The sequence below is a fragment of the Nonomuraea diastatica genome, from assembly GCF_004349015.1.
Classification (GTDB): domain Bacteria; phylum Actinomycetota; class Actinomycetes; order Streptosporangiales; family Streptosporangiaceae; genus Nonomuraea; species Nonomuraea diastatica.
Genome location: NZ_SMKP01000432.1, coordinates 1 through 1,061, shown reverse-complemented (window position 1 = coordinate 1,061; position 1,061 = coordinate 1). Strand labels below are relative to the sequence as shown.

Here is a 1,061-nt window from a genome sequence, read left to right as displayed (position 1 = left end):
ATCTCGCGGCCCGGGTGCGGCTCTTTTCGCAGGAAGTAGGGATAGGAATGGAGCCTATCGCTGGAGCCACACTGCGTGGGCGTGTTGGGTGTCCTGGTATTCGCGGATCTCGCGAATCCTTCCTTCTGAGATGCGCATGGCGACGTGGTATTCATTGTGGTAGATCCGGCCGTTGTCCAGCTCGCCATCGGATTCGGCTTCCGGATTATTCGCCGATACAGCGGACGATCACGTGGATCTACTGACACTGAACGAAATTAACGATATTCGTTCAATCCGTCAACAGATCAACAGGTACCCTCATCGCCTCCCTGGCCACGCTGCCGGCCAAGAACGCCAGGGGTGGCGTAGGTCCCCGGTGACCGGGCTGAGCGCCACCGAGGTGCTGCTGGTCGCGCACTCGTCGCCGCAGAAGGCTGGGAGGGTGGAGGTGTACGACTCCGCACGCGGCATGGCACGCGTCCTGGCCGACGTGCCGTCGCCCAGGCCGGGATACGCACTGCAGAAGGTGGCGGTGGGCGACAAGCACATCGTCTGGTTCGGCGCGACACCTAACTCGACGACGAGGCTCGGCCCGACTGTTCCGCAACCGTGATCCACATCGCTATGATCGACCTCATGAGCCGCCGCCTCACCGGCGAGAACGCGTGGCACCCGAACCGGCGGCCTGGACCAGGCAAGGCGCCCTGATCGCTTGCCGAGCACCTTCCCGCACCGGGCAGTGTTCGCGGCGTGTGCGGCATCGAGCGAGCCGCGCACCGCGGCCTCGGCCACCGTGAGCCTTGCCAGACCATGGGAGTGCCGGCCGCCAGGCAAGCTGAGTGCCGCGTCGGCCGGACAGTCGTACCGGGCCCGGGCCGCGCGCAAGGCGCAGATCGGGTGACATTACCGTCCCTAGATCGTGGTCAGGGAGCCGATGATGGCCAGTCGCCGCTAGCCCTGCTCGCATGCACTACCGTGGCCCGCCGTCGGTGCGGGTTCGCCACCGCTTGCAGTTCCCGGAGCGCGCAGGTCCAGACGACTGCACGAGCTGCCGCAGCCAACCGATCACGACTACCAGG

Annotated in this window: 1 protein-coding gene; it reads left to right on the top strand. The window is 65.8% G+C overall.

Going from position 1 to position 1,061, the window contains the following annotated elements; all coding sequences use genetic code 11:
- Positions 1-358: 358 nt before the first annotated feature.
- Positions 359-595, top strand: coding sequence for a hypothetical protein (locus E1294_RS52030; protein WP_132520790.1), 237 nt, complete (start codon positions 359-361; stop codon positions 593-595).
- Positions 596-1,061: the final 466 nt, after the last annotated feature.